Here is a 20,175-nt window from a genome sequence, read left to right on the forward strand (position 1 = left end):
TCTCTGTACCTCCTTTTTAAAGTTGATCTAATTCGTCGACCGTATTGTTTGTCTGATGATATTTGGGATGCAATTGCGTATAAAGCAAGGCAAGCACAGTTCCCACTATACCGAACCCGACAAGGTTAAGGCCGGTAAAGGCGGCAAAAACAAAACCTAAGAAAAAGAACGGCATCAGGTGTTTTGCTTCCATCATGTTGATGACCATGGCATACCCGACAACTACGATAAATCCACCGGCAATCTGCAAGCCACGGGTAATGACTTCCGGTATGGAAGCCAGTAAGGCGTCAACTGTATGGGTACCCGCTACGGCCGCCACTAAAGCGGTGGGAACGGCAACCCGGATGGCCTGCAGCATCCAGGCCAGAAAATGGCACATTTCAATGCCCCTTAGATTGCCTTCGGCGGCATATTTATCCGCAAGATGCTGGAAAAAAGTCGTGATTGACCTGACAAAGATGGTAAGCACCTGGCCGGCTGCCGCGATGGGTATAGCAACCGCGATTCCGGCACCAATGGACTGCTTGCCGACAATGACCAGTATGGATGCGATAACGCTGGCAAGAGCCGAATCGGGGGCCATGGAAGCGCCGACATTCATCCAGCCCAATGCCATCAATTCTAAAGTACCGCCTAAAATAATTCCGGTTTTAAGATCCCCTAACACAAGCCCGACCAATGTACACGCAATTAACGGTCTGTGTCCCTGCCCTTCATCCACTACGCTTTCCATGCCCGCATAGGCGGCAACAATGATCAGCAAAATCATTTGAACTTCACTCATGTAAATCCCCCCATATTTATTAATCCCGCCAGGCCAGTATCCTACTCCGTAAACAGTCCCTCAATTTTTTTCATGACATCTTCCCGGGTATCGGCCGCCACTTTTCTCAGTTCCAGCTCGATCCCTCTGGCATGAAGCTTTCTAAACGCTTCTACATCTTCTTTTCCTACCGCTACCGCCCCGGTAATCAGCACTTTTCCCTCCCGGTAGTTCATTCCGCCGACATTAACCGATTTAATATCCACGCCGCCTTCCACCATTCTTAATACATCGGTAGGATTGGTGAACAGGAACAGGGTCTTAAAGTCGCTGTATTTGGGATTTTTATAGGCTTCTATGGCCTTGGCAATCGGCAGAACATAGGCTTTAATGCCCGGCGGAGCCACCTGCAGTACCAATGTTTTTCGCAATGCATCGGCGGCAACTTCATCGCTGCAGGCAATAATTTTATTGCAGCCGACAGCTTTTACCCAGGTTGTCGCCACCTGTCCGTGAATTAACCTGTCATCCACTCGGGCTAAACAAATCTGCATTATAAATCCTCTCCCACATTGATTTCATAATTTGCTTTAAACGATTTTATCGCACTGCTTCCTGCGCCAACTGCAATATCCACTAATTCAGCCAAACCGGAACAGCTTCTTGATCCGTAAATTTCCAAAAGCATTGGCAAATTGACTCCCGATACCACATCCATATTTTGATTTTCTACGGCTATGCGGCTAGCCGCATTATACGGACTGCCTCCGAATAAATCAACCAAAAACAGGACTTCTTCTTTTTCCGTCAGACTAGCTATCGAAGCTTTATACTTCTCTACAAGGTTTTCTGCACTTTCACCCGGCTCAAAGGTTAAATACCGCAAATTTTCCTGTGCCCCGAACATCATTTCCGATGCCCTCACCAACTCTTCTGAAAACTTGCCGTGAGTGCACACGATTAAACCGATCACTCTTCTCACCTCCCCTCGCCCTTTTAAATAAGCAAAATCCATGCCAACTAGCGTATTAACACCTGTTAAGAATTTTCCTAACAAAAGCTGTCGAAATTCCTGGTTTAACTTTGCAGAATACTTGCTATGGAGCAAGGGAAGAATTTTTTTGCGGCAGGCACAAGCGGATCAGAATGAATAGTAATACCATCCGCACCGGAAATCCGGTTTATTTTGATACAAACCGGCAGATTTTGATACACTACACGTCTAAAATTATTCTTTGTTAATACAATAAACACGTAACGGCTTCTGTTTTATCCTTCGATTTGCAATAATTCGCAAATATAATATTTTTCATCTTGGGTTATGCCTATCCTAAGCGCTTTTTCGATACTCTGGCAGGCATGATCCACAATCCGGAAAAGACCTGGGCTAATACGGGTACTGTCCTCCACGTATTTCAGCCCGTCCCGGACAACCATTCGTTCCAGTGCACAGCCCAGGTGCATAATGATCCTGATTTTTTTCGTATTTTCAAATTCGGTATCCAATTCCGTTTCCAGCTTAGTGACGAACTCCAGCAGCATCCCCATGATTTTGGGCGGATTCAAAAAGGTAAGATATTGCTGCAGGTTTTTCGTACATACATCTTTAACAATAACACTTGGCTTAGGCGGCAATACCGTAAATTTCCGTCCCGCCACCATTTGCCGTAAGACCTGTTCTCCCCTGCCGTCCAAAAGCTGCTCCAGGGGAATAAACGGAACGGATGCTTTAGGCCGCTTTATACCAATAACAGCAAATACTTCCTGTTTTTTCTGCAATTCTTTAATCCCCTTATCCAGTTCCCTAACCCCTAAGGTAACCACACGGATAGCCTCCCGGGTAATTTCCGGCAGAATATCTTCGACAAATTCCTGCAGCTTAACGGCGGTGCCGCTGCCGGAAGCGCATACCGTAACAATCACTTTTTCCATGGCGTTGGTTCTGCTGTAAAACTCGTTATTATAACCCCGGAACTCCTGCAGCGAAGCGTATATATCCTCCAGCTCCATGTCAAACACCTTGGATTTCCTAACCGCTTCCAGTACGAGCGGGGTGGAAACCATATCCAGCGTCTTCACCTGGATGCCTGTCCGTTCAATAATGGTCGCTTCAAATTTGAACAAGGAGCCCATATCCACCAAAAGCAGCACGCCCTTGCCTTTATCCATGATTTTGACCTTGTCAATAATGACTTCCAGGATTTCTTTCGGACTTACATCAAGCGGCATATCAACAGCACACAGGAGGGAATCGCCCAAAAGTTTCTGAACAACATCCACCATGCTGCTGGCCGTTCCACCGCCATGAGCGGCTACAACAATACCCACCTGGCCCTGCCGTTCCTCCTCAACCGACTTTAAGAGAATGGCAATATAGGTAACTTCGGCTGCCGGAACGTCCACCTGAAAGGTTTGGCTGATCCGGTTTTTTATTTGCAGTGCCACTTCCAGTTCGTCCTGAATTTGAATGGAATGGTCATTGTAAACGGCATGATTATATTTCTTCTCTTTCATTCTCTTAAAAAATGCGCTTAGATGGAAGCTTAAGGCATACGTAAAGCGCTCGCTGTACTTGCGGTTAAGGTGCTGCTCCGCCAGTTCCTTCATCCTCTCCGCAAACTCCAGTATTTCTCTGTCGATAACCTTTAAAATCCGTTCCCGGTTATCCCGGATAAAGCGGTTATACAGCCTTTTAATACTAATATGCACATCGGTGGTAATGAACTTATCAATATAGTTGTCATCCAGCCCTTCCTGCTTTAACAGGCTTACTTTGTCTTCGATGAGAGTGTATAAATTGAAAGCGGGATCACCGGAATCTTCCAGAAACATTTTGTAACCGTCCGGGCTGATACGCAGCGGCGCCTCCAGTAAATTGCCCAATTCTTCAAATTCCTTATGATTTCTGCCAATCGCAAACAGCCCGTCCTTGATATCCGTGGAAAGCATGCGGAAATCCAGTTCAATACAATCGTTGTTGCTGCTATTGATACTGCCAAGGAATCCCTTGGCACAAGTCAGCTGGATATTTGATTTTAACTGTCCGATATTCCCGTAGGAACCGCTTCCAATCAGTGCCTTCACCACTTCAGGCGATATTTTGATTGGTCTGTTCACACGGTGTGCCTCGTTGGCAAATAGATACTTTATGATATCAATCTTCTCGGCAACCGTCCTTTCCTGCAAGGACGGGATACGGATAATGACGGGTATCCGCCGGATAAAGGTTTTCAGCATATAGGAACTGGGATCTTCTGTGGTAGCACCGATGATCAAAATGCTTGCACTTCTTTTGCGCTCGGTTTCCCCCAGTTTGTTATACGTGCCTGTATCCATAAAATAAAACAGCATTTCCTGCCCCTCCGGCGGAAGACGGTGAATTTCGTCCAAAAACAGGATACCGCCGTGCGCTTTTTCGACCAGTCCCTCCCTATCCTGTTCGGCACCGGTGAAAGCCCCTTTTACATAACCGAAAATATGGGACAGCAAGAGCTGCGGATTACTATAGTAGTCGGCACAGTTAAAAATAATGAAAGGGGACTTATCTGAAAATCGTTTGACAAATTTACCATAGTTGTACATGATCCTGGCAAACAGGGTTTTGCCTACGCCGGTATTTCCCAAAATCAAAGTATGCAGCCCGTCCGGCGGATAAACAATAGCTGCTTTGGCTTGCTCAACCTGATTTTTCAAACTTTTGTCCGCGCCAATAAGATAGTCAAACGGATCATTATTGTCCAGATTATCGAGTAGTTCTTTGATGCTGTCAATTTCAATGCATTGTTCTTTAAGGGAAATATTCAGTTTTTCCTGGACACCTTCCTTATCTAAAAAACGTACCGGACGGCCCTTGATTTTTATAATTTTATCCAGCCGGAACAATTCATTTAGTTCTTTGCTCACGTTATTCCTCAGAATCTTTAGTTCATCCGAAATGGTGTTTGTTTCAAAACTTTTACCGCTCAGAATTTCCTCCGCCGACAACCGCCGCGTATTCTCTTTGACATAAAGGTAAATTCTCTCCATTCTTTTCATATTCATTACCTTCTCCCCTGCCAAATATTGATTGAAAAATATCTCAACATTTTTAATAGCAAAAATCATACCAACATAGTGTATCAAAAAGTTGCCGGCAGCCTATCTTCTGTTTCTCTGTTTCGATACACTCTCAATAAAATTCCAGCTACAGCAGAAGCCAAGCACGGCGTGTGCTTGGCTTCTGTTTGCCTCATATTTAAGAATTTATTTCCCTATTTATTTGTTTTTCTGGATTTTAACATATTTACCAAAAGGGCACTTACCACCGTCCCGGCGGCAATCGCCACAACGTACATAGCCAGATTGCCCACGGCATTGGGAATGGGTAATACGAAGATACCGCCGTGCGGTGCGCGTAAGGTACAGCCAAACATCATGGAAAGAGCTCCCGTAACCGCCGAGCCGGCCATAATGGAAGGGATAACCTTAAAGGGATCGGCCGCGGCAAAGGGAATAGCACCTTCCGTAATAAAGGAAATTCCTAAAACAGCGGCCGCTTTGCCGGCTTCTCTTTCTTCCACCGTATATTTATCTTTAGCCAGATACGTGGCCAAAGCCAGACTTAAAGGAGGTACCATGCCCGCCGCCATGATGGCGGCCATAGGTTCAAACACATTGCTGCCCAAAAGCCCAACCCCGAAAGTATAAGCCGCTTTATTGACCGGACCGCCCATATCAAAAGCCATCATCGCCCCAAGCACCAGTCCCAGCAAGGCCGCATTGGTCGATCCCATCCCCTGCAGTCCCGCAGTCAAAGTGTCCATAATCGCCTTCATCGGCGTGCCGACAACATAGACCATTAACAATCCAACTATCGCACTGGCAAACAAGGGAATAATAAGAACGGGTTTTAAACCTTCCAGCGTTTTCGGCAGTTGGATGGATTTTTTTAAGAATTCGGCAACGTAACCGGCAATAAATCCGGCAATAATTCCGCCTAAAAAACCTGCGCCCAGTTTTGATGCCAGCATCCCGCCGATCAACCCCGGAGCAAGCCCCGGACGGTCGGCGATGGAATAAGAAATAAATCCGGCCAGCACGGGAACCATTAACGCAAAGGCGGCCCCCCCGCCGATATCCATTAGTGCCGCCGCAAGCGTACCTTGTTGTTTAAAGGCTTCAATACCAAAAACAAAGGACAGGGCAATTAACAAACCGCCGGCAACGACTAAAGGCAGCATATAGGACACACCGGTCATAAGATGCTTATACGGGCCGGTCCTCTGTTTAGCTTGCTCCTTCTTGCTATCGGCGACCTGGTCCAGGTAGTTCCCCGGAATTTTTGCCGTCTGCAGAGCGGTTTCGATCACTTCTTTGCCGCTTTTAATGGCGGCTGCGGTCGATGTCGTATATAGCCGCTTACCGGCAAAGCGCTCCGTAGCAATATTAGTATCCGCCGCAATGATAACCACATCAGCATCCCTGATCTCTTCCGCAGTCAATCCATTTTCTACTCCGACCGACCCTGCCGTTTCCACTTTAATGCTGTGTCCCATTTCCTTGGCAGCCTGTGACAATCCCTCCGCAGCCATAAAAGTATGGGCAATACCGGTAGGGCAAGCCGTAACCGCAACAATTTTACTCATGGTATTCTTCCTCCCCATAATCAATATTGTAAAATAGCAACCGGTCTCGTTCTATACTTCCCGTTCGGCAATCACCTCCAAAATTTGCTTGGCATTTCCTGCCGACCGCAGTGCGGTTAAGAAGGCACTATGCATCAGCATACGGGCCAGTTTGGCCAAGGCGTGAAGATGGAGATCCCCTCCGTTGATTGGTGAAGCGATCATGAAAAACAAGTCGGCCTTTGAACCGTCTAACGAGGCAACGTCCACACCGGTTGCCAGCCGGGCCATGGCCAAGGCCGGCGTAACCACCGCCGCTGATTTGGCATGGGGAATGGCTACGCCAAAGCCCACCCCGGTCGTGCCATGGCTTTCCCGTGCCGCAATATCGGCTAAATACTGCCGGACATCACTTACCGCACCGGCAGCTTTCAATTTATCCGTTAAAGCCTGCCATACTTCTTCTTTACTGGCCGCTTCCAATCCTAATACAATACATTCCGGTGCTAAGAGCTCTGTTATTTTCATATAGATTCCTCCTATTCTGCTTATCAGTATTATCTCTTTACTTCCGTGATTTTAACCAGGGACATGATGTGCTCCACATCGCTCATGGTGCAGGCCTGGGTCCCCGGCAGCATGACCGAGGCTACCGCTGTTGCTGTTGCCAGGCGAATGCGTCGTTCCAGCGGCAAACTCTGCGCTTCGCCAAGAACCAGCCCAGCCACCATGGCATCACCTGCCCCCACTGTGCTTTTTACCTCGACATCCGGCGGCTCAGCCAGCCAACTTCCTGCTTTGCTGACGATCATAGCCCCCCGCGCGCCTAAGGAAACCGTAACCTGCTCAATCCCTCCGGCCAGCAGTTCGTCCGCCACCTGCCGGACCTGGTCCACGCTGTCCAGAGAACGGCCAACCATCTGACTCAGCTCATTAATATTCGGTTTAACCGCATACGGCCTGCCTTTAATTCCCTCCTCCAACGCTTTTCCGCTGGAATCCAAAAACACTTTGCAGCCAAAAGTATGCAGCAGATTGATATAGCGGCCGTAAATATCGTCAGGTACTCCCTTGGGCAGACTGCCGGAGAATACAAATAAACCACCCTGTTGTGCAAGTAACCGGATCTCCAGCTCTAATGCCGCCAAATCCTTCGCCTGGCAGGTTACTCCGGGAAAATTGATTTCTGTCACCTCTGCCGTGGATTCATCAACAATTTTCATGTTTACCCGGGTGGACCCATCAACTTTAATAAAATGATCAATAATGCCGGCAGCGGCAAAATAATTTGTAAACGGAACCAGATTATCTTTTCCTAAAAACCCGGTTACCGCCACTTCCTGCCCCAGCGCTTTAATAACCTTAGCCACATTGACTCCCTTACCCGCCGGATCCAGCCGGTTATTTTCCACCCGGTTAAGCTGGCCCACCTGGAAACTCGGAAAATATAATGTGTGATCTACTGCCGCATTTAGTGTAACGGTTAGTACTCTTGTACTCATGCTTATTTCTCCTTTCCTGTGGGAACGACCATTGTACGCACTTGCTCGCCTATCGCAGCAAGTTCCTCCGGGTCCGCTCCATGATCGGTGAGTAATACATCCACTTCTTCTAACTGACAAATCCGGCATAGGCCTTTTATCCCTATTTTCGTGCTGTCAACAACCAGGACCACCTCGGTTCCTGCTTTCAAAAGGTGGCGTTTCGTTTCTGCTTCCGTTAAAAACGGGGTAGTGACCCCGGTCTCGGTACTGACTCCGTTGGCCCCTAAAAACACCTTGTCAAAATGAAGATTCTGCAGGCTGGTATTGGTGATAAAACCTACCAGAGAATGTGTTGTTTTCCGATAGGTACCACCTAAAACCCAGACTTCAACGACCGGATCATCGGTAAATACCTGAGCGATGTCCATACTATTAGTAGCTACAACGACCGGTCTGCCACGCAGCGCTTTAGCGATTTGCAGCGTCGTTGTTCCGGAATCAAGCAGCAGCGCTTCACCATCTTGTACCATGGCGGCAGCCGCTTGAGCAATATCACGCTTTGCATCCAAGCTGCGTATTTCTTTTTCCGTGAAACTAAGCTCCAAACCGGCCCGCGTCGAAATCGCACCTCCGTGGGTTCGTTGGATCAGACCGGAATCTTCCAATTCCTGCAGATCGCGCCGGATGGTCGATTCCGACACGGAAAACTGTTTGCTTAACTCCCCGACTTTAACTGGTCTGCCTGACTGTATCCGTTGTACAATAGCAGCCTTACGTTCTTCTGCAAACATGCTATCTAACTCCTACTCCCTAATGATCGTTTATGAACGTTTTTGCTTATTTGTGTTTATTATATAGATTAGAAGCCGACAAGTCAATAGCAATTGAGCATTTTAACGAAATTTTCTTACTTTTTGCAAAATAACCCGGGCATAAACAAGCAGCTCCTGCCTGATGCACACAGAAGCTGCTTACACTTATCTGTCTTTTGCTTTTCGTTTCATAGCGGGCATTGCTTTTTTTCGTTTTTTATTCCGGGCATAACCCTTGGGTTTTTCGTTTTTCCTGGTCCGGCCCCTCGACTCCTTATCCTTGTCAGGCCGTTTCCTTTCCAGTTTCTTTTGATGCGACAATTCCGCCAAAGCAAAATCAATGGTCCGCCCTTCGGTATTCACCTTGGTCAGCTTGACCTTAACCACATCGCCGATCTGGTATACCTTCCGGGTCCGCTCGCCCAGCAGGGCATACCGTTCCTCCAGATATTGATAGTAGTCGTCATCCATGCTGGAAACATGGACCAGCCCTTCAATCCCGTTATCCAGTTCGACAAATATACCAAACGCCGTGACGCTGCTGATAATGCCGGTAAACTCGTCCCCCACAAATTGTTCCATGTATTCTACTTTTTTTAGATCGACGGTCTCCCGCTCGGCTTCCGCTGCCGCCCGTTCGCGCTCCGAAGAATGAGCGGCGATTTCCGGCAGGACGGCATTCAGTTTTTCTTTGCGTTTGCCGGTAATACGGCCTCCGGCCAGAAAACTTTCCCGCAAAATACGATGAACAATCAGATCCGGGTAGCGCCGGATAGGGGAAGTGAAATGGGTATAAAACTCGGCTGCCAGTCCGAAATGGCTTGCCTGCACGGCATCGTAGCGGGCCTGTTTAAGGGACCGGAGCATAACCGTGCTGATAATGCGCTCCTCCGGCCGTCCGGCAATACGGTTTAATACTTTCTGCAAAGCCATGGGAGTGATTTTATCGGGTTTCCGCAGGCTTTGCCCGAAATTATGCAAGAGCCGGTTCAGCTTGACCATCTTTTCTTCTTCCGGTTCTTCGTGAATACGGTACAGGCTGGGAATATGCCGGAGGTAAAGATGTTCGGCAACCGTTTCGTTCGCTACCAGCATAAATTCTTCAATAATGGATTCCGACAGGGTGCGCACCCGTTTAAGGATATCCAGAGGCCGCCCATTTTCGTCCAGCTTTACCTTAATTTCCGGGAAGTCAAAATCAATAGCCCCCCGGCGCAGCCGCCTGTTTCTTAAGATATGGCACAACTCCCGCATGTCGTTTAAGGCCGGCAGCAGTTCCTGATATTCTTCACATAAGGCCGGTTCCTCGTCGACCAGAATTCGGCGGACAAGGGTATAGGATAAACGTCTTTTTACCCGTATGACACTGGGAAAAATATCATAACTTACTACCTGCCCGCGCGCGTCAATTTCCATTTGTGCCGTCATAGCCAGCCGGTCCTCGCCGGCGTTCAGGCTGCAGATACCGTTTGACAGCCGCTGGGGAAGCATCGGCAGTACCCGGTCGGCCAGATAGACACTGGTGCCGCGTTCCCGGGCCTCCCTGTCAAGCGGCGTATTTTCCCGTACATAGTAGCTGACATCGGCAATATGGACTCCCAGCAGATACCTTCCGTTAGGCAGGCGTTCGATATGGACGCCGTCATCCAGATCCTTGGCATCCTCACCGTCAATCGTAACGATGGGCAACTGCCGTAAATCGCGCCGTCCGTCAATTTCTTCGGCGCTGATAGCCGCCGGTACCTTCCGGGCGGCCTCTTCTACCTCTGGCGGAAACTCCGTCGGCAGGTTATGGCTTTTTATAATCGATAGAATTTCAATGCCGCTGTCTCCCTTATTGCCGAGTACTTCGACGACTTTCCCTTCGGCGCTGCGCTTTTTCTCCGGCCATTTAATAATCTCCACAACAACTTTATTGCCGTTTTTAGCCTCGCCAAAGTCCTTACGGGCAATAAAAATATCACGGGCAACCCGTCCGTCATCGGGTATCAAAAAGCCGTAGCTTTGATTGGCTTCAAACGTACCGACAATGCGGTTATTTGCCCGTTCCAGGATGCGGATGATTTCCCCTTCCCGCCGTTTCCCATCCTGAGGCTGTCCGTGGTTAAGACGGGCAACCACCCGGTCATTGTGCATGGCAGTCAATAAACCGCCGGGGGGAATAAAAACATCCTTGCCGGGTTCGGAAACATCCGGAGCATCAGGGACGACAAAACCAAAGCCTTTACTGCTTAGCGATAAACGGCCAACCACCAGATTCATACGTTCCGGCACGCCGTACTTTCCATAACGGGTACGGATAATCAGCGCCGCCTCCTCCAATTCCCGCAAGGCCTCCCAGAAACCGGACATCTCCTCCCCCTGAAGGTCCATTTCACCGGCCAGTTCTTCCACGGTAAGTGGTTTATAGGCTTCTGTCCGCATAAAGGCAACAATTTTTTCTTTTAAGTCCATTGGCTACCTCTCTCCTATCACCGCCACAGTAGCTTTCCCCTCGGCGGTAACGGTTCCATCCGTTAGTGTGATCTTTCCGGTCATTTCATATAGGTTGCCCCGCTTACGGGCGATACATCCGCTGATGGTAAGCGCCTGACCAATAGGCGTCGGCTGGCGGTAACGCACTTCCAGTCTGGCGGTTACCGCATTTAGGCCTTTACTGTACAAGTAGCGAACCATCGTCTCATCCAGTAAGGTGCTGATGATCCCGCCATGCAGTATACCGTTATAACTTTGATGTTCTCTTCCGGCAGTAAACTCACTGATATAAGTATCTTTCTCTTCCCGGAAGGTCATTTTTAAGCCGATCGGATTCTTCTCCCCGCAGGCAAAGCACCAGCTATCTTCGCTATTCCGGCAATCCTCCATTATTATCACCTCAACCCTCTTTTGCTAAAAAGCCGGCCACTTTTTTAAAGACCTGCTCTTTTTCCACATCCAGCGTAATGATATGTCCCGACTTGTCCAGCCAGGTCAGTTCCTTACTGTGACTGCCTATCCGTTCATAAATATGAAGAGCGCTTTTCGGATTGACGGTATGCTCGTTGCGGGCCTGCATGATCAGCGCCGGTACGGTCACTTGCGGCAGCAAGCCGTCCACATGTTTAATCAGCTTCAGCAGGCTGGCTAAACTTCTGAGCGGCGTACGGTCATAAGCCACGGAATAAACGGGATCAATTCCGGGCAGCTTACGCCTTTTCTTGGGATGATATTTACGAAATGCCCGGTAAACCGGCAATAAATCCAGTCTCTTTTCCGCAATATAGATCGGCGCACACAATGACGCCACTTTGTGCACCGACTGTTCGGCCGCCAGTTTTAAAGCCAGCAGCCCGCCCATCGACAACCCCACAACTGAAATTTTCCGGCATATCCCCTGCAATAAGTGATATCCGTCCAAAACCGATCCATACCATAAATTCCACTCCGTTTTTTCCATCTCTTCCGCACGGGTTCCATGCCCGCATAGCCGGGGGCCTAATACCGTATACCCGGCAGTCTGCAGATGCTCGCCAAGCAGCTTCATCTCCGACGGCGACCCGGTAAACCCATGGATGACCAGTACCCCGTGTTCTCCCCCCGGCAGGAGAAACGCTTCAGCTCCCTTTATGATCAATGGTGCATTCCCTCCATATATAGCACAGCGAATAAAATGGTATACCTATGCTTTCCAGTATGATTATTAACTATTATACCATTTTACGGAAGTGCCTTAAAAGAAAAAAACATCAGACGGAACCCGTCTGATGTTCACCGGCAAGGTTATGTACTGATAAAAAGTCTACCCGGTTAGGATATCCTGGCCAAAACCAGGGTAATGATACCGAATAAAACACCCAGTATCATGGTCAGTCTGGCTAATTGTTCGTCAAGCCCTTTTCGGCGGCCGCCAAATATGGTATCCGCCCCCCCGGCGATGGAGCCGGACAAACCGGCGCTTTTGCCTGGCTGCAGTACAACCGTGATAATTAAAGCGATTGAAATTATTGCGTCGATGATCATTAACGCTGTAACCATTATCTTCACGCACCTCTTTGCCTATTTTCACACTAATCCGCTTTGTTTATTGTATCACAAACAAAACAGCCTTGGCAATCCCGGATCAGACAATGGAAAATCCGTCAACCAGCACGCAGCGTCTAGCCCGGGTAAAGCTGCGCGGCGAAGTCAGTCCCTCCCCGGTAGGTCCGGCAATGGTGAAAGTGCAGTACCCTTCTCCGCCTACACCGATTCCGGCATACGACGGTGCGTTTTTAACGAAAATCGTGGTGTCAATGGCTCTGGCCATTCTGGTTAAATGATCCACATTTTTCGAATGCATCACCGCCGTATGCCGGTTGCCGTGTTCCACCCTGACCGCCAGTTCAATGGCGGCGTCGACATCCTTGACCTGTACTACCGGCAATACCGGCATCATCAGTTCTTCCAGGACAAACGGATGATCGGCCTCCGCTTCGCAAAGGATCACACGGATATCATCCTTAACCGTAACTCCGATCTTGCTTAAAATGCATTGCGCCGATTTCCCGACATAGTCTTTATTAATACCGTAGGTCCGTTTGGTTTTTGCCGTACAACCCTCGGCCATCTTCTCTTCCTTGACCGTCAGCAGAAGATTAACCAGCTCTGCCGTCTGCTGCGGCGTAATCTTGTAAGCGCCGTTGCGCACCATGTAGTCCATCAGCCGGTCGGCAATGGAACCGACGGCAATGACTTCCTTTTCGGCAATGCACGGCAGATTGTTGTCAAAAGAACAACCGGCCACAATATCCTTTGCCGCCTTTTCCAGGTCGGCGGTCTCATCGACAACCGCCGGCGGATTGCCGGCCCCGGCACCAATGGCCTTTTTGCCGGAAGACAATACGGCCTTCACAACACCGGGGCCGCCGGTTGCCACCAGCATATTGACATCGGGATGCTTCATCATGGCATTGGCAACCGCAATCGACGGATTATATACCGTTGTCAGCAAATTAGGCGGGCCGCCGGCCTCCACCAGGGCTTTATTTAATAACTGAATGGTCCAGATGGATGTATTTTTTGCCGTCGGGTGGGGGCTGAAAAATACGGCGTTACCGGCCGCAATCATGCCAATCCCGTTGCAAATGAGGGTTTCCGTAGGATTGGTAGTCGGCGTAATGGCGCCGATAACCCCGTACGGTCCCATCTCTACCAGGGTAAGCCCGCAGTCTCCGCTCCAGGCCCGTGTTTTCAAATCTTCGGTCCCCGGTGTTTTCAGCGCCGCCGTCCGGTTTTTGATAACTTTGTCGCTGTAACGGCCCATGCCGGACTCGGTTACCGCCATCTCAGCCATAATCTCGGCATGATCATAAGCCGTTTTGCGCATAGCCCCGACCAGCTGCTCCCGCTTCTCCAGCGGCAAGGCCCGCAAGCTCTGATACGCTTTTCTGGCCGCCGCAACCGCTCCGTCAATGGAATCAAATACGCCATAATGTTCCGGTACGGCGGCAGCCTGCCCCTGCTGCATTTGGGCAATGACCTGCGCCGTGATTTTAGCAATCAATTCCTGTTCCTGTATCATATCCTGTGTTTCCCCCTTTACACGGTTACTGGAGAGCCGTCAGACCGGCTTTTGCCACCAGCACGTCTTCCTGCACCAATCCGCCGCTTACGCCAAACCCGCCGACCACCATCCCGCTCTCCCGAATCGGCACACCGCCGCCAAATACAATCAGCCGGCCGCCAGCCGCCGTATGTAAACCATACAAAGGTTTTCCCGGCACTGCCAATTCTGCGGCTTGCTCGGTGGACATTTTTAGTGCGGCCGCCGTATAGGCTTTATCTAAGGATAAGGCAATGCTGGCCAGCAGTGATCCGTCCATGCGCTGCTGAGCCACCGGATTGCCCCCTTCATCCACTACACTCATAACCATAGGTACACCAATCTCCAAGGCCTTATATTCAGCCGCCTCCATAATCCGCTTCGCCCGTTCCAGCACCCTGCCGGCCCGGCAGCCCCGGCCGGCTTGTTTATCCTGTAAAGCCCGGCGCACGCCGGCCGTAACTTTTGCAACCAAATCCTGCTGTTCCACACAGCGTGCCAGAACGAATAAAAAATCAGACAGCCGGTTTAGATACAAGGCTACCATTTCCGGAACCGCCTTGCTGCGATGCAGCCGGACGGTACAGCGTTCGGCGCGGCGGACTATCGTTCTGGCCAGGTCAAGGGCCGCACTGGCCGGACACCCGCCCGGCGTTACAAAATATTTCTGCGGAATTCTTTGCTTTTCCAGTTCATCAATCCAGCGCTCCAGATTGGCCACATGGGTCTGGCTGATCCGGTAAACCGCTTCATTTTCCGGCAAATCAGTGGCTAAATCGGCATTCAGGTCAATGAGCTCAACCTGAATGCGCTGCAGCATGGCTTCTGTTTTGGCACAAGTAAGCAGCGATTTAGCCAGGCCCATAGCCGAATTAGCCTCGTCAACCGTGCCGTAGGCATCCACCCGCACATCGTCCTTCCATACCCGTTGCCGGCTTAACAGACTGGTTTGACCGGCGTCACCGGTTTTCGTATACACCTTCATGCTCATGGCTCCTTAAGCAAATCTCGATTGACTTCCATGGTGTCAATAATACCGATAATGGCAGCATCAACCGCAGCCTCCGGGTTCCCCACCACATACCTGGCCGAACTTCCGCCGACAACCAGTACCTGCTCGCCGGTACCGGCACCGATAGCGTCCACGGCGACCACCGGTATGCATTCCTTGTGTTTGGTAAAACTAACCGGCTGGACAATCAGCAGTTTACTGCCGGTAAGGCTCTGATCTTTTGGTGTAGCCACCAGCGTTCCGATTACAGTACCCACCCACATGACTGCACCGCTCCTCTATACATACTCTGTTATTTCCGAACCAGCTCCAGGCCATAATCCCTGGCAAGATCACGCGCCAGCGGAGTGATAATGGCTGCAGCGGGAATCATGATCTGCCGGCAGCCGCTATGGAAAGCAGCCTTTACCGCCGGCGCATCGATAACCGTTTTTTTACTCTTGGCTGCCAAGAAGCATTCTTGCGGCCGGGTTCCCCAGATCGTCTGGCAGGCATTGGCCAGACCTTCAACCGGAACCAGAACCACGCCATAGCTTTCCAGTTTTTTTAAATTTGCCTGCAGCGCCTGCATAAGAGCAGGCGCCGGCTGCCCCATTTGCAGTTTGCACCGCGACGCATCCCGGGGATCGGCCGCATTATAGGCCGCTATCACCGGCTTTCCCGTCATCAACCGCTGCATAATCATGGTGGAGGCCAGCGAATCGGCTAAGGTATTGGCTACTTTAGCGGCCGTATTCTGCGTCAGCACCGGCACCACCAGCACGGCCGCTTCTCTGACCTCCTTGCCCGGATACCGGTCCTGAACCGTTACAATCGGAATGTCACTTCCCAGCGCGGCCTGCACCGTTTCCCTGCCAATGATTTTTTCAGCCGCCGGTGACAAAACAACCGTGACTGCCGCTCCCAGGGCCTGAAGTCTGTTTACTTCCTCCAGACCTGTTTCCATTCCGATAGAACCTCCGGTAAACAGGGCAAGTACTTTTTTTTGTCCATTGCCGCTGTCCCGGGACCGCAAACGGTTCATTACCTCCCGGGTAACCCTTTCAATGATGTGTTCACGTTCCACACCTTTATGCCTCCTTATGCCGAACCAAAACGACCTCGTCTTTGTTTTTTAATCCGACAGCGTTGGCTTCATCCGTATCAATATGAAATTCCAGCCGGGAAGAAGGGCTGACCCGTACCAGCACATTATGGTAAATGCCTCCCCGCTCCCCCCGTATCTCCACCGCTACCCGGTCATTGTCCTTCACGCCAAACCGGCGAGCGTCATCGGTATGCATATGGATATGCCTGGCTGCGCAAATAACGCCCTCGGTCAGGGTGACGGCCCCGCAGGAACCGACCACAACAATCCCGGACGAATTTTGGACATCCCCCGAATCACGCAGGGGAGGCGTAATGCCTAAGCTGAAACCGTCACTGCGGGATATTTCCACCTGGGTGGCCTTACGCACAGGCCCCAGTACCCGCACTCCCCGAATGACCCCCTTCGGGCCGACTAACGTCACGGTCTCCGCTGCCGCAAATTGTCCGGTCTGAGACAGTTCCTTCTGGGGCGTCAGTGTATGTCCGCAGCCGAATAAACTATCCAGATGCCCGGCAGAGAGGTGGATATGGCGGCTGGATATCCCCACCGGAATGGCCAAATTTCCGGCTTCCTGCCGTTTATATTCAGCCAGTGCGGCCACGACCTGTTCCACAACCCGGGCAATCATCTGCTGTTGCATCATCACACCTCATTCTGTCAGCATAATCTAATCCTGCCGTCCTAACCCAGCTTAGGAAGAATTTTTTCAATATCGCTGTGCGGCCGGGGAATGACATGTACGGAAATTAATTCGCCAACCCGTTGGGCCGCTGCTGCGCCGGTGTCGGTAGCGGCCTTTACCGCCCCTACATCGCCTCTTACCATGACGGTGACCAGTCCGGAACCGATTTTTTCATAGCCGACCAAGCTCACATTCGCAGCCTTCACCATGGCATCCGCTGCTTCAATAGCCCCCACCAATCCTTTTGTTTCTACCATACCCAATGCTTCGCCACTCATGTTTCTTCACTCTCCTCACTCGTTTTTCCATAATGCAGGCAATTGTTCCTGGCCTCGCCCTTATTACGCGGGCAGGCCGGATCGCCGCATAAATTGCAGCTAATAGTGCGTGTCTGTGTTCCGTCGGCGCTTTCCTCTCCCGCCGCCTCCCGCGTCTCGACTGCTGCTTCGGCAGAACCGGCGGATTCGGCCGTCTCCGGCACCTCTTTCCCGGCGGAATTTTCCGGCGGATCCGTTACCGGCTTGCTTTCACCGGCGTCATGTTGCTCTTTTCCGCTGCCGGAAGATGCAGACGAGGGCAGCCCGACAGTTGCCCGGCTATAAACCAGGGAAGCAATCTCCGTGTGCGGCCGGGGTATCACCTGTACGGCATATACCTGCCCTACCCCGGCCGCCGCTGCTTTTCCCGCTTCCACAGCGGCTTTTACGGCTCCCACATCACCGGCAACTTTCACCAGCACCATGCCGCCGCCCCGGCTTAATTCATAACCCAACAGGGACACGTTGGCAGCCTTTACAGCGGCGTCAGCCACCGTTACCGCCGTGGATAACCCTACTGTTTCGATCATGCCTAATGCTTGCTGGCGCATGTCTTCACCCCCTCCGTCTATTGTCCATCTCTGCCACTACTTTTTGCACAATGCGCCTGACGACCTGAGTCATTTCCGCTCCCGGATCCGGAACCGGCTCCGGTTCTGTTTTAAAGGGTATGTTTTTTACCAACCGTGCGGCATTATAGCCATAATACCGCCAAATTGCCGGGGCACCGGCGCCGCTGGTCAGAAACAGCGGCTGCTCCGGGGGCAGCTTGGCAAAATGAAGGCAAACACTTCCGGCATCCAGTCCGATACCCACGCCTAAAGGCGATAAACCGGCGGCCTGATGAGCCGTCTGCGCTATAGTGCCTGGCTGGGAAACAGTCAGCACAGTCCAGGGAACGCCTTCTTCCTCCAGACCGGCCTCAATCTCCCGCACTTTGGTTTCCCAGCCGGAATGAGACTGCACGGCAATAACGATACGGGGCTTATTCCTGTCGGTTTGTTCCTGCATAGCCTCCCACCTTTCCGGCGGCATGCGACAACACCAGACCGGTGGCCACCGCATTCCGTGGACCTTCCGTGCCGCGGATATTGCCGCGTCCGCAGACAATGCCGTATTCCGCCAGTGCATCGCTTACCATATCGGCCACTTCAAAATCAAGCGCCGAGCCGCCCACCAGCACGACAAATTCCATGTGGCGGATATTGCCGGTAGGAGCCACCCGGACCAGTGAACGCAAGGCGTTGGTAACAAATACCCGTTTTTTTGCTTCCCGCCGCACATGGCGGATTTTATCCAGCGAATGCTTGGTGGGGATCGGAATCATATCCTGCCCCCGCAAGATAACCACCCGGGCAAAAACCTCCGGATCCAAATGTTGTTCAAAAAACTTGACCGTGCCGTCTTCCAGACGGATATGATACAAGCTTTCCACTTTGGCCAGCGGATACTTTTTGATTTCTTCCGCCAGGTCAAAATCATTAAGTCCCAGTTCGGAGTTAATCAACATGGTGACCATATCCCCCGCACCGGCCAAATGAATGGAAAACACCTGATTGTCACCGGTGACGGTAGCCGCATCGGTCGATCCCCCGCCCATATCCAGAATGGCCAGGGGTTTAGCCGTCCCCGGTGTCGTCAGTGCACCCAGAATGGCCATATTCGCCTCCACGCCGGCAATGACAACCCGGACATGCAGCCTCTCGGTCAATACATCGGCAATCTGCTGCATGGGCAAACGGCTGGTCTTGACCATAGCCGCCAGAGCCACTGCCGTTTCCAGGGCAAATTCCCCGGCCAATCCCCCCTGTACTTTCTGCGGTACGAAGGTATCCACCGCCAGTATGTCCTGAATCTTCATTTCGCTCAGCGGCTGTCCGGTAAGCTCGCCCATAACCTGGCGGACCCGCTCCAGCATGCCGTTTACGTTGGTCCCGGCCTCACCCTGCACGTCGACAACCGGCTGAACGCGCTCCACCGCTTCCATAATTTTAGTGGCACCGGCCTCGACATCCACATCGCTGCGTCCTTTCTGGCCAACTATGCTGACAAAACCGGCCGGGATTGTCCGGGCTTTGACATCTCCCTGCGGTGTCCGGACCACAACGGCCGAACGGTTGCCAATCAGCGCCCGGGCAATGGGCACCACCAGTTTGGTTTCCTCGGCGGATAACTGAAACACCGTGGCGATGCCATAAGGATTAGACAGTGTTTTTACGGTCTGCCCGGCTTCGGCCACTTCCACGGCAGTCAGCATCCCTAAGGGAATTTTGTCAATCAGCAGTACTTCATCAAGCACCGGGATGATCTTGTGCAAACGATTGACAATCAGCACCGCATCATCCTGACAAACAATGGCTCCCTGCAAATCCACGCCGCGCTCCAGCGCGGCATTCAGACCCTTCGCCGCGTCTTCAAAGTCGATGCCGCGCGGTACAACGGCAATCACTTTGGCGCCGGCGGGCGTACCCTGCAGTTCCGAAAATAGTGTGGTCACTCCCACCCCGAGCCCAATACCGCCCGGCGTGGAAGGGTTGTGCCCGATCATCGTCGATTCGGTAATGATAGTCTCGGTTATGGTTTCCATAGCCAGATCGCCGATCACCGGCGTAGCTTCATTCAAACGGATTTCCGTTATATCCCGGAGTGAAATTCCCGCCTGTTTTACCGCTGTTTCCAGGGCAACGATAATACCCGGAACATTATTAACCGTCCCCTTAATCCCGCTTGTTTTAACAATACTGCCGGCAAGAAACTCCATCCGCTGCCCGTCATGTGTCCGGGCCAGGCAGACCTCCGTTGTCGAGTTTCCGATATCCACACCTGCTAAGATAGGCATAAGCGCTCCA

General features: G+C 51.3%; 21 protein-coding genes. All 21 read right to left on the reverse strand.

Features of this window, described 5'->3' with window-relative positions:
* Nucleotides 1–16: 16 nt before the first annotated feature.
* Complete coding sequence (locus tag P22_RS01895; protein ID WP_054258523.1) at nucleotides 17–787, reverse strand: PTS mannose/fructose/sorbose transporter subunit IIC; 771 nt, start codon at nucleotides 785–787, stop codon at nucleotides 17–19.
* 41 nt (nucleotides 788–828) lie between these two features.
* Nucleotides 829–1,320, reverse strand: a complete 492-nt coding sequence (locus P22_RS01900) for a mannose/fructose/sorbose PTS transporter subunit IIB (protein ID WP_054258524.1) — start codon at nucleotides 1,318–1,320, stop codon at nucleotides 829–831.
* Nucleotides 1,320–1,739 carry a PTS sugar transporter subunit IIA gene (locus P22_RS01905; RefSeq protein ID WP_054258525.1) on the reverse strand — a complete coding sequence of 140 codons (420 nt, stop codon included), beginning with the start codon at nucleotides 1,737–1,739 and terminating at the stop codon, nucleotides 1,320–1,322. The genes P22_RS01900 and P22_RS01905 overlap by 1 nt, the downstream gene beginning before the upstream one ends.
* Before the next feature lie 296 nt (nucleotides 1,740–2,035).
* Nucleotides 2,036–4,807: a sigma 54-interacting transcriptional regulator gene (locus P22_RS01910; protein WP_235814529.1), complete on the reverse strand. Its 2,772-nt coding sequence runs from the start codon at nucleotides 4,805–4,807 to the stop codon at nucleotides 2,036–2,038.
* Between the two features lie 209 nt (nucleotides 4,808–5,016).
* Nucleotides 5,017–6,390, reverse strand: a complete 1,374-nt coding sequence (locus P22_RS01915; RefSeq protein WP_054258526.1) for a fructose-specific PTS transporter subunit EIIC — start codon at nucleotides 6,388–6,390, stop codon at nucleotides 5,017–5,019.
* A 51-nt stretch (nucleotides 6,391–6,441) separates the two neighbouring features.
* Nucleotides 6,442–6,897 (reverse strand): PTS sugar transporter subunit IIA, encoded by a 456-nt coding sequence (locus P22_RS21070; protein ID WP_054258527.1) that lies wholly within the window; start codon nucleotides 6,895–6,897, stop codon nucleotides 6,442–6,444.
* A 29-nt stretch (nucleotides 6,898–6,926) separates the two neighbouring features.
* Nucleotides 6,927–7,871, reverse strand: a complete 945-nt coding sequence (gene pfkB / locus P22_RS01925; RefSeq protein WP_054258528.1) for a 1-phosphofructokinase — start codon at nucleotides 7,869–7,871, stop codon at nucleotides 6,927–6,929.
* Nucleotides 7,872–7,873: 2 nt separating this feature from the next.
* Nucleotides 7,874–8,644 (reverse strand): DeoR/GlpR family DNA-binding transcription regulator, encoded by a 771-nt coding sequence (locus P22_RS01930; protein ID WP_054258529.1) that lies wholly within the window; start codon nucleotides 8,642–8,644, stop codon nucleotides 7,874–7,876.
* Between the two features lie 186 nt (nucleotides 8,645–8,830).
* Nucleotides 8,831–11,119: a ribonuclease R gene (rnr, locus tag P22_RS01935; RefSeq protein ID WP_054258530.1), complete on the reverse strand. Its 2,289-nt coding sequence runs from the start codon at nucleotides 11,117–11,119 to the stop codon at nucleotides 8,831–8,833.
* 3 nt (nucleotides 11,120–11,122) lie between these two features.
* Nucleotides 11,123–11,530 (reverse strand): PaaI family thioesterase, encoded by a 408-nt coding sequence (locus P22_RS01940; RefSeq protein WP_054258792.1) that lies wholly within the window; start codon nucleotides 11,528–11,530, stop codon nucleotides 11,123–11,125.
* A gap of 10 nt (nucleotides 11,531–11,540) precedes the next feature.
* Complete coding sequence (locus tag P22_RS01945) at nucleotides 11,541–12,278, reverse strand: alpha/beta hydrolase (protein ID WP_054258531.1); 738 nt, start codon at nucleotides 12,276–12,278, stop codon at nucleotides 11,541–11,543.
* Between the two features lie 173 nt (nucleotides 12,279–12,451).
* Complete coding sequence (secG, locus tag P22_RS01950; RefSeq protein WP_054258532.1) at nucleotides 12,452–12,679, reverse strand: preprotein translocase subunit SecG; 228 nt, start codon at nucleotides 12,677–12,679, stop codon at nucleotides 12,452–12,454.
* A gap of 85 nt (nucleotides 12,680–12,764) precedes the next feature.
* On the reverse strand, nucleotides 12,765–14,204 hold the full coding sequence (locus P22_RS01955) for an aldehyde dehydrogenase family protein (protein ID WP_054258533.1): 1,440 nt from the start codon (nucleotides 14,202–14,204) through the stop codon (nucleotides 12,765–12,767).
* Nucleotides 14,205–14,229: 25 nt separating this feature from the next.
* Nucleotides 14,230–15,210 (reverse strand): cob(I)yrinic acid a,c-diamide adenosyltransferase, encoded by a 981-nt coding sequence (locus tag P22_RS01960; RefSeq protein ID WP_054258534.1) that lies wholly within the window; start codon nucleotides 15,208–15,210, stop codon nucleotides 14,230–14,232.
* A gap of 2 nt (nucleotides 15,211–15,212) precedes the next feature.
* Nucleotides 15,213–15,500 carry a EutN/CcmL family microcompartment protein gene (locus P22_RS01965; RefSeq protein WP_054258535.1) on the reverse strand — a complete coding sequence of 96 codons (288 nt, stop codon included), beginning with the start codon at nucleotides 15,498–15,500 and terminating at the stop codon, nucleotides 15,213–15,215.
* A 29-nt stretch (nucleotides 15,501–15,529) separates the two neighbouring features.
* On the reverse strand, nucleotides 15,530–16,303 hold the full coding sequence (locus tag P22_RS01970; RefSeq protein ID WP_054258536.1) for a flavoprotein: 774 nt from the start codon (nucleotides 16,301–16,303) through the stop codon (nucleotides 15,530–15,532).
* A 4-nt stretch (nucleotides 16,304–16,307) separates the two neighbouring features.
* Nucleotides 16,308–16,973, reverse strand: coding sequence for a phosphate propanoyltransferase (gene pduL, locus P22_RS01975; protein WP_054258537.1), 666 nt, complete (start codon nucleotides 16,971–16,973; stop codon nucleotides 16,308–16,310).
* 35 nt (nucleotides 16,974–17,008) lie between these two features.
* Entirely contained in the window at nucleotides 17,009–17,287 is a 279-nt protein-coding gene (gene eutM, locus P22_RS01980; protein ID WP_054258538.1) for an ethanolamine utilization microcompartment protein EutM, read from the reverse strand.
* Nucleotides 17,284–17,877, reverse strand: coding sequence for a BMC domain-containing protein (locus P22_RS21430; protein ID WP_054258539.1), 594 nt, complete (start codon nucleotides 17,875–17,877; stop codon nucleotides 17,284–17,286). The genes eutM and P22_RS21430 overlap by 4 nt, the downstream gene beginning before the upstream one ends.
* A 4-nt stretch (nucleotides 17,878–17,881) precedes the next feature.
* Nucleotides 17,882–18,337, reverse strand: a complete 456-nt coding sequence (locus P22_RS01990) for a glycerol dehydratase reactivase beta/small subunit family protein (protein WP_054258540.1) — start codon at nucleotides 18,335–18,337, stop codon at nucleotides 17,882–17,884.
* On the reverse strand, nucleotides 18,312–20,165 hold the full coding sequence (locus P22_RS01995; RefSeq protein ID WP_054258541.1) for a diol dehydratase reactivase subunit alpha: 1,854 nt from the start codon (nucleotides 20,163–20,165) through the stop codon (nucleotides 18,312–18,314). Before P22_RS01995 ends, P22_RS01990 begins: the two co-directional genes overlap by 26 nt.
* Nucleotides 20,166–20,175: the final 10 nt, after the last annotated feature.

The organism is Propionispora sp. 2/2-37 (genome assembly GCF_001298735.1).
Lineage (GTDB): Bacteria > Bacillota > Negativicutes > Propionisporales > Propionisporaceae > Propionispora.

Coding starts and splice junctions, on each gene's coding strand:
- P22_RS01895 (WP_054258523.1), bottom strand. CDS start 787: ATGAGTGAAGTTCAAATGATTTTGCTGATCATTGTTGCCGCCTATGCG.
- P22_RS01900 (WP_054258524.1), bottom strand. CDS start 1,320: ATGCAGATTTGTTTAGCCCGAGTGGATGACAGGTTAATTCACGGACAG.
- P22_RS01910 (WP_235814529.1), bottom strand. CDS start 4,807: ATGAATATGAAAAGAATGGAGAGAATTTACCTTTATGTCAAAGAGAAT.
- P22_RS01915 (WP_054258526.1), bottom strand. CDS start 6,390: ATGAGTAAAATTGTTGCGGTTACGGCTTGCCCTACCGGTATTGCCCAT.
- P22_RS21070 (WP_054258527.1), bottom strand. CDS start 6,897: ATGAAAATAACAGAGCTCTTAGCACCGGAATGTATTGTATTAGGATTG.
- pfkB (WP_054258528.1), bottom strand. CDS start 7,871: ATGAGTACAAGAGTACTAACCGTTACACTAAATGCGGCAGTAGATCAC.
- P22_RS01930 (WP_054258529.1), bottom strand. CDS start 8,644: ATGTTTGCAGAAGAACGTAAGGCTGCTATTGTACAACGGATACAGTCA.
- rnr (WP_054258530.1), bottom strand. CDS start 11,119: ATGGACTTAAAAGAAAAAATTGTTGCCTTTATGCGGACAGAAGCCTAT.
- P22_RS01940 (WP_054258792.1), bottom strand. CDS start 11,530: ATGGAGGATTGCCGGAATAGCGAAGATAGCTGGTGCTTTGCCTGCGGG.
- secG (WP_054258532.1), bottom strand. CDS start 12,679: ATGGTTACAGCGTTAATGATCATCGACGCAATAATTTCAATCGCTTTA.
- P22_RS01955 (WP_054258533.1), bottom strand. CDS start 14,204: ATGATACAGGAACAGGAATTGATTGCTAAAATCACGGCGCAGGTCATT.
- P22_RS01960 (WP_054258534.1), bottom strand. CDS start 15,210: ATGAAGGTGTATACGAAAACCGGTGACGCCGGTCAAACCAGTCTGTTA.
- P22_RS01965 (WP_054258535.1), bottom strand. CDS start 15,500: ATGTGGGTGGGTACTGTAATCGGAACGCTGGTGGCTACACCAAAAGAT.
- eutM (WP_054258538.1), bottom strand. CDS start 17,287: ATGAGTGGCGAAGCATTGGGTATGGTAGAAACAAAAGGATTGGTGGGG.
- P22_RS21430 (WP_054258539.1), bottom strand. CDS start 17,877: ATGCGCCAGCAAGCATTAGGCATGATCGAAACAGTAGGGTTATCCACG.
- P22_RS01990 (WP_054258540.1), bottom strand. CDS start 18,337: ATGCAGGAACAAACCGACAGGAATAAGCCCCGTATCGTTATTGCCGTG.
- P22_RS01995 (WP_054258541.1), bottom strand. CDS start 20,165: ATGCCTATCTTAGCAGGTGTGGATATCGGAAACTCGACAACGGAGGTC.